The sequence below is a fragment of the Mesorhizobium sp. M0293 genome (genome assembly GCF_040321735.1).
Classification (GTDB): Bacteria; Pseudomonadota; Alphaproteobacteria; order Rhizobiales; family Rhizobiaceae; genus Mesorhizobium.
This window is the reverse complement of record NZ_JAMYSA010000003.1, coordinates 145,392-152,212: the sequence shown is the minus strand read 5'-3', so window position 1 is coordinate 152,212 and position 6,821 is coordinate 145,392. Positions and strand designations below refer to the sequence as shown.

The window sequence follows — 6,821 nt, the reverse complement described above, 5'->3', positions numbered from 1 at the left end:
CGGCTGAGCGAATGGCGCGGCGCACGGCCTTGCCCTTGTGTGAGCCGAGATTGTCCATGACGACGATATCGCCTGGCTTGAGGGTTGGGACGAGAACCTTGTCGACGTAGAGCTGGAAACGCTCGCCGTTGATCGGTCCGTCGATTAGCCATGGTGCATCGACGCGGTCATGGCGCAACGCCGCCAGGAAGGTCATCGTCTTCCAATGGCCGTGTGGCGCCTTGGCTTTGATCCTCTCGCCGCGCGGCGCCCATCCCCTGAGCGGCGCCATGTTGGTTTTGGTCCATGTCTCGTCGATGAACACTAGGCGGGAAGGATCGATACGGTCCTGATACTTGGCCCACTGTGCCCGCCGGCGCGCCACATCCGGGCGATCCTGCTCAGCCGCGATCAGCGTCTTTTTTTGTGACTGAGCTTCTCGGCGTGGACGAACTCCCACACCGAGCGGTAGTCGACCGCAAGGCCGCGCTCGGCCAGCTCGATCACAAGTCCGCGTAGCGTAAAATCCGCGGCCCGGCAGCGCAGCAGCAGCCACTCCCGATGCTCGCCGGCAATCTTCTTGGGCCTGTGCCCACCCATCTTGCCGGGCGCAAGACTGTTCGTTTCGCGCAACCGGCTCACCCATCTGATGACGGTGCTGATCCCAACCTCAAAGCGCACTGCCGCCTGCCGCCGCGACAGGCCACCCTGCTCAACTGACGCAACAACCCGTTCGCGAAGATCCATCGAGTAAGGCTTGCCCATCCATGCTGACCTCCTTGCCCAGCATGAAGGTTGAATCAGATTTGCACGCCGAAGGGAATCCCACGCCGATTCACCCTCAATTCATCCCGCTCTAGACGGCGTTGCCGGGCCTCCCGTAGCAGGGGGAACGCTTCGAACTTGGGGCAAACGCGGTCCGCACCAATCAAATGTCGCCGACCCTCTAGTATGGTTATTGCTATCGGACTGCGTGGCGGATGCGGTCGGTAAGCGTCTGTTCGACGTCGAAATAGCCCTCCCAGGCTTCGGGCAGTTGAGCCCGCGCGGCGGCGGCGAAAACATCGAAATCGTTTGCGCTTTCGCAGGTGGGCAATTCCTCCCAGCTGACGGGCACCGCGCACGACGCCCCCGCGCGTGCCCGAGTCGACCAGGGGCAGATTGCAGTGGAGCCCTGGCCGTTGCGCAGGTAATCGAGAAACATTCGGCCCTTGCGCTTCGCCTTGTTCATATTGGCGACGAAGCGCGACGGATCTGTACGGGCCAGCAGTTCGGCGAAGTCTTGGCAGAAGCTCTTGACCTCGTCCCAGTCTGCCTCCGGGACGAGCGGCACGACCACATGAACGCCCTTGCCGCCGGACAGCAACGGCCACGACTGCAGTCCAAGCGCTTCCAGAATGCCCCGAATGTCGAGGGCTGCCTGCTTGACGGCACTGAAGTCCAAGCCCTCGTCGGGGTCGATGTCGAAAATCATGCGGTGCGGCAGATCCGGCAGCTGGCGAAGGCTTCCCCAGATGTGGAATTCGAGCACGTTCATTTGGACGCCTGCGATCAGCCCAGCCAAGTCATCGACCCACAAGATGCGGCTTTCCTTACCGGACATCTTCTCCAGCTGGCCGTCATGGATGGCCTTGGGCATGCCTGGCAGTTTGTGCTTCTGAAAGAAAGTCTGTTGCAGGTCGCCGTCGGTATCGCGCACCAGAGACAGCGGCCGATCCTGAATGTGCGGCAGCATCTTCTCGGCGACCACGGCGTAGTAGGCGGCGAGCGTGGCCTTGGTCACCTTGGTCCCCGGATACATGACCTTGTCCGGATGCGTCAGCTTGACGCCGACAGCAGCGGCGATCTCCTTGCCGATTCCCGGATCGATAGTGGCGGAGCCAAGAGTTGCCGGCGTCTTCGGCATTTCCATCACCACCTGGTCGGCCCGCTTGTCTTCGCGCATGCCCTCAAAGCTTGGATGCCGCAAGCTGCCGTCCGGTGTCACTTCGGCATAGGTAACCTCGGCAACAAGTTCGGGCTTCACCCATTTGGCACGGCGGGCAATGTCTCTCGGAACGGAGGCGAAAGCCGGTTTCTCAAGACGGCGTCTCTCGAGCTTCGCGAGGATGTCCTTGCGCATCGCCGCGGTGAACCCCGTGCCGACGCGGCCGCGATAGATGAGCTTGCCATTGTCGTAAGTGCCGAGGATTAGCGAGGCCATGCCATGTCCTGTGTCACTTGGGCGATAACCGCCGACAACGAATTCCTGTCGCTTCGTGCACTTGATCTTGAGCCAACTCGAGGTGCGGTCGCCGACGTAGGAGCTGTCGGCGCGCTTGGCGATGACGCCTTCGTGGCCGCCCTCGCACATGGCGTCGAACACCCTTTTGCCTTGGTCGACGATGTGGCTGGAGAATTGCAGGCGGTCGTCAGGGCCGCGCGCGCCAAGCAGGGACTCAAGTCGTTCCTTGCGCTTTAGGAGTGGCTGGTTCGACAGATCTTCGCCATCGAGTTCAAGCAGATCGAAGGCGTAGAATTTGAGGGGCATACCCGCGGCAATGCCGGTTTTCAGCATGGAGAAGTTCGTGCGGCCCTGGCTGTCGATGGCAACGATCTCACCATCAATCAGAACCGCGCCTTTGGTCAGTCTCTGAAGCGGCGGCAAGATGACCTTGAACTGTCGGGTCCAGTCGTGGCCATTGCGGGTATAGACGACAACATTCGAGCCGGAGATGGCGACCTGGGCACGATAGCCGTCGAACTTCATCTCGAAGAGCCAATCCTCGCCCACCGGTATGTGGTCTGTCAGCGTGCATAGCTGGAAGGGACGAAACTCCGGGAGCCGATATGTAGGGACAGATTCTGAGTCTCTGGGCCGTGTGCGCCTTTTACTGAGGGTGCCGTCTACAGCCGACATGCGGAACTCGGATACATAGTCCGATTCAATACCCTGCCTCGGATTCGGTTCCATGCCCACCCGTCCCCGCGCCGGCGACCGTCGGCGCCCAAAGGAAGGACGGCGTATAAAACGCAGTCCTGCGCGCGTCCGCAACAGCGGACGATTGCCGCGCGCAGGACGGAGGAAATTCGCCCCCGCCGCGGGCGGTGAACAGGACAGCCGTAGGAGCGTCAGCATAGCGCCGGCCGCAGGACGGGACGCGGGGCCGACTGTCCCCGTTCGCGGTGGTCCGCGTATTTTGCGCCGAAGCCGCCGGCGGAGATCGCGCGCATTTCCGGCCTCGACAGTCCCAGCCGATGCCGCGGTCGGACTGTCCAACCAGAGGCGGGTTGGCCTGGACGAAATGGGTGAGGTTTTGCCTCCGATCACCCTCAGCGTCGCAGCTTGTGGATTTCCAGCCTGACAGGCCCTCCCCTGTCACAACTTGTGCAGAAGAGCGCTCGCTCGACCGAACTGAACAGAGCGCCTTTTCCATAGCGTTCGATGAGGCCGGCAGGCTTTACCGTTGCATGGTGCGAACAGGATCTGCACCAAGCCCGTAACACATGCCATTCGCGAAGATCGCCGAGCGCCACATCGAGGCCCGCGTGAAGGCTGCCATCGATGATCGCCTGCGGTGGGACCTTGACCTCGCCTGGTGTCAGGATTTTCTCCATCACATGCCGACTGTTGTAGTGGATAAGCAACATTCCCGGCCGGCGCCGGATGGCAGCTTGCCAAGCTGCCTGACTGACCGTTGAATCGGGAGAACGCGAGATGGTTTCTGACAAAGCCTGCTCCTCGCGATCCCAGACCTCGATCCGAAAATTGTCTTCCGCGGTTTTTGCCATAGCTTCGCCGGCCAGCGCATTTCACGCCGAACCATGGCCCCTTTTGCTGCTCCAGATCACGCTGAAATAAGGAACATATTCCTCCCTCGTCAAGGGCATGCTTGACTCTTCGTTCTCTTTTTGTTCGCTATTGGCAGGATTAGGCCATAGGAGGCGAACATGGAACTTCGCTTGAACATCGAGGACGCAACACCCCAAGAACTCGCACGTGGCATCGGGGCAGCCGAAGCGGTGTTTGCACGCGCCGGCATTATGGCTTTGCAAGGCGCGGAAGGACTGTTTGCGTTGGAAGGCTGGGATATCAAAGGCTTTCCCGAAGACGACAAGCCTACCGAGGACGAGGACCGAGCCGCCACAGTTTGGCTGGAGGCCGACGAGGCTGCAGCCGCTGCATGTTGTGCGGGCTGGCCGGAGGAAAAAGTTCCGCACCATCAGGTCATGGAACTGATCAACGTTCCCCGCACCAAGCTGCAAGCCGAAGCAATTCCTGACACCTGGCCGGAGCGGAAGCAACTCTATCCTGATGTCGTCAAGCGGCTGGAGATCACGACCGGACCGGACCGCCAGGTCGATTTCGATATCGCTTTCGTTCTGGGTTGGGTTCCCGAGCGGCCGACGCTGGATCGGGTTGAGCCGCTTTCGGACGATGGAGACCGTATCCCCTTCTTCACCAGCAACCTTGCCCAGGTCGAAGAGGTGGCTCGCAAGGCGCTCAAGGACTGGACAATCCAGATTGACCGGGATCCCTGTGATACCCACGTTTTCGACCCGGCGGCCAGCGATGATGATGATGATGAATTGCGCATGGCGGCATGGCGTGATTCGACGGCTCCGGCAAATCCTGCAATCGCGCTGACGCTGGCAATGATGCGTGGCCAATCCATGCATTTCGAATAGTGGTCAAACGCAGTCGGGGTTCACCAACGCCATCGGTCATCGACCGCGACTGGCCATACGAGGTTGTGCTGCCGGATGACCTCTGCACCGACCGGAACTTCACCATGATCGCGAAGTTCTGCCAGGAACGAGGGTAGAATTCTTCTACAAGGACCAGCACGAGGCATATGAACGGCCGAACGCGAAGTGAACGACTACTCACGCCTTGCGCGTTCGCCTCAATTCAGCGGCGTCGACCACCGGATTCCGCGGCAGCGGTGCCGCTCTACATCGCCGCGGTCGGCGCACTGATTCTCGCCAGCGCGGTTTGGCGCTGCCGGCAGCGCCTCATCGTCGGCATGTGCGCCTGCCTCCTGATGGCAGCTTTTGCGATTGTGGTGCTGGTGCTGCCGGCGGGGCCATAGCGGCGCGCCTGGCGGAAGAAGGGAAAAGCCCGCTGCCTCGGGGGGAGAGCAGCGGGCCTTTGACACAGAACACGGCCGGGTGGATTCGGGTGGGAATGCGCATCCCGGCCAGCGCAATAAACGTTGGCTGCAAGCGATTGTTCCGCCGGCCTCCGGCTTGGTAATTTCCGTACAATTTTAGCGCTTCTTCGCCTTCGGCGTGATCTCCTCAACCCGCACCTTGTCGCCGATCTCCTTCGCCATCGCCAGGGCTTTGGCCTTGTCCTTCGTGGTACGGTGCGCCAATGCGGCTTCTCGAATACGCTGACGACGTAACTGGTGGCCGGCAGCTTGACCGTCACCTATCGGAGCCCGAAAAAGCTCAGTATCGCTAAAGCGATGACCACTGCTCCAACGATCCAAATGATATTGTTCATGATCTCTCTCCTCGTGTCTTAGGAAGCCCGCGCCTCTGTGGGAGGGCGCGGGCCGATCGGGAGCCCGATCCTCGGCAGGCGATGGAGGGCACCAACCTACCGCAAGCATCAACTTTTAGAGACGGCTAATGTTCCCTCCAGCCAGTTTGGTCGGCTCGAAAGTGCTGGAGCTTCGGCCTTGGGTAGAAACCCGCCGCCCCATTCGCGGCAGCGGCGGGCGCCCCTCTAGGGATAGCGCGCCTCATGGGTGTTCTGCAGCGCTCGATAATGCTCACTGGTAGGCGATAGAAGCGGCTGAATGATGCTCCTGTGCATCGCTTCCGCTGCCACCAGAAAGCGCTCGATTTCAACTTGTGAAAGCTGCTTGGAAGGTTTCGATCTTGCCATTTGTGCGAACTCCGTTTGAGGGGGATCGCCGCAACAGGAGGATTATTTCCTCATCCGTATTGGGCTGGCAAGCGCTGGCTATTGCTTATCCCGGAAATCGAGCAGCTTGGCATGGCGGAGCTTTTCCTCGCCCTTCAGAAACCGGACGCGACCGACGAGACCAGGCTTCAGCCATTCGGCCTTTTCCTTCTTGAGGCCGATTGGCACTGGTCCGCCGACCTTCCCTTGCACGCGATCCCATAGTCGTTGACGCTTGTCGGCTTTAAAGGCAACGAAAGCACCGCCGGCATATTGGCCCATGTCGGCCATGAGCATCATTGCCGGCTTTCCGGCCTCGCGCTGCACGCCAATGATGTCCATTTCCTTTTCGGCATAGCACTTGATTTTGCGCCAGTTCATCGTCGGCCCGCTGCGGTAGACGCTGTCCTTGCGCTTCGAGACCATGCCCTCCAGCCCAGCCCTGTCGACCAGGTGATAAACCGCGGCGCCGGTGCCGGGCATGGCTTTGCTGAACTGAATGCGGCCGACGGCTGGTATTAGTTCCTGCAGGATCTCGCGGCGGTCTTCCACCGGCATGTTGCGCAAATCATGCCCGTTCAGCTGCAGGAGATCGAACGCCACCAAATACAGGTCGCGCGACGGCTCACGGCGGGTGACGGCTGATTGCAGGGCGTGGAAGTCGGACAGGCCAGCCTCATTGACCGATATCGTCTCGCCATCGATGATGAAACTTTCCGCTTCTATCGCCTCCGCCTCTCCGGCAAGTTCAATATAGCGGCCAGTCCAGTCGTAACCGTTCTTGGTGATAAGCCGGATCCCGTCTTCATCCTTGATAATCTGAGTGCGATACCCGTCGAATTTGATCTCATGGGCCCATTCGTCGCCCTGCGGTGGCGTGTCGACCAGCTCGGGCTCCATGGGCTTGATGAACTTCAGAGGCATGCGCTGACTCGCATAGTGCGATTCA

General features: G+C 60.5%; 6 protein-coding genes and 1 pseudogene. 2 read left to right on the top strand and 5 right to left on the bottom strand.

Features of this window, described 5'->3' with window-relative positions:
- The 3 genes and pseudogenes from NKJ06_RS02635 to NKJ06_RS02625 all read right to left on the bottom strand — a co-directional run.
- Nucleotides 1-744 (bottom strand): annotated as a pseudogene (locus NKJ06_RS02635) (IS630 family transposase); the annotation flags it as partial.
- A 196-nt stretch (nt 745-940) separates the two neighbouring features.
- Nucleotides 941-3,097 (bottom strand): DNA ligase D, encoded by a 2,157-nt coding sequence (gene ligD / locus NKJ06_RS02630; RefSeq protein WP_352808955.1) that lies wholly within the window; start codon nt 3,095-3,097, stop codon nt 941-943.
- Nucleotides 3,098-3,291: 194 nt separating this feature from the next.
- Nucleotides 3,292-3,750: a hypothetical protein gene (locus NKJ06_RS02625; protein ID WP_352808953.1), complete on the bottom strand. Its 459-nt coding sequence runs from the start codon at nt 3,748-3,750 to the stop codon at nt 3,292-3,294.
- 159 nt (nt 3,751-3,909) lie between these two features.
- Here NKJ06_RS02625 and NKJ06_RS02620 point away from each other — a divergent pair, with 159 nt between their 5' ends.
- Nucleotides 3,910-4,647 carry a hypothetical protein gene (locus NKJ06_RS02620; RefSeq protein ID WP_352808951.1) on the top strand — a complete coding sequence of 246 codons (738 nt, stop codon included), beginning with the start codon at nt 3,910-3,912 and terminating at the stop codon, nt 4,645-4,647.
- A 257-nt stretch (nt 4,648-4,904) separates the two neighbouring features.
- On the top strand, nt 4,905-5,051 hold the full coding sequence (locus tag NKJ06_RS02615; RefSeq protein WP_352808949.1) for a hypothetical protein: 147 nt from the start codon (nt 4,905-4,907) through the stop codon (nt 5,049-5,051).
- Between the two features lie 641 nt (nt 5,052-5,692).
- Here NKJ06_RS02615 and NKJ06_RS02610 read toward each other — a convergent pair.
- Both NKJ06_RS02610 and NKJ06_RS02605 read right to left on the bottom strand, forming a co-directional pair.
- Nucleotides 5,693-5,854, bottom strand: a complete 162-nt coding sequence (locus tag NKJ06_RS02610) for a hypothetical protein (RefSeq protein WP_352808964.1) — start codon at nt 5,852-5,854, stop codon at nt 5,693-5,695.
- 78 nt (nt 5,855-5,932) lie between these two features.
- Complete coding sequence (locus NKJ06_RS02605; RefSeq protein ID WP_352808948.1) at nt 5,933-6,796, bottom strand: ATP-dependent DNA ligase; 864 nt, start codon at nt 6,794-6,796, stop codon at nt 5,933-5,935.
- Nucleotides 6,797-6,821 lie beyond the last annotated feature (25 nt).

Coding starts and splice junctions, on each gene's coding strand:
- NKJ06_RS02605 (WP_352808948.1), bottom strand. CDS start 6,796: ATGCCTCTGAAGTTCATCAAGCCCATGGAGCCCGAGCTGGTCGACACG.
- ligD (WP_352808955.1), bottom strand. CDS start 3,097: ATGCTGACGCTCCTACGGCTGTCCTGTTCACCGCCCGCGGCGGGGGCG.
- NKJ06_RS02610 (WP_352808964.1), bottom strand. CDS start 5,854: ATGGCAAGATCGAAACCTTCCAAGCAGCTTTCACAAGTTGAAATCGAG.
- NKJ06_RS02620 (WP_352808951.1), top strand. CDS start 3,910: ATGGAACTTCGCTTGAACATCGAGGACGCAACACCCCAAGAACTCGCA.
- NKJ06_RS02625 (WP_352808953.1), bottom strand. CDS start 3,750: ATGGCAAAAACCGCGGAAGACAATTTTCGGATCGAGGTCTGGGATCGC.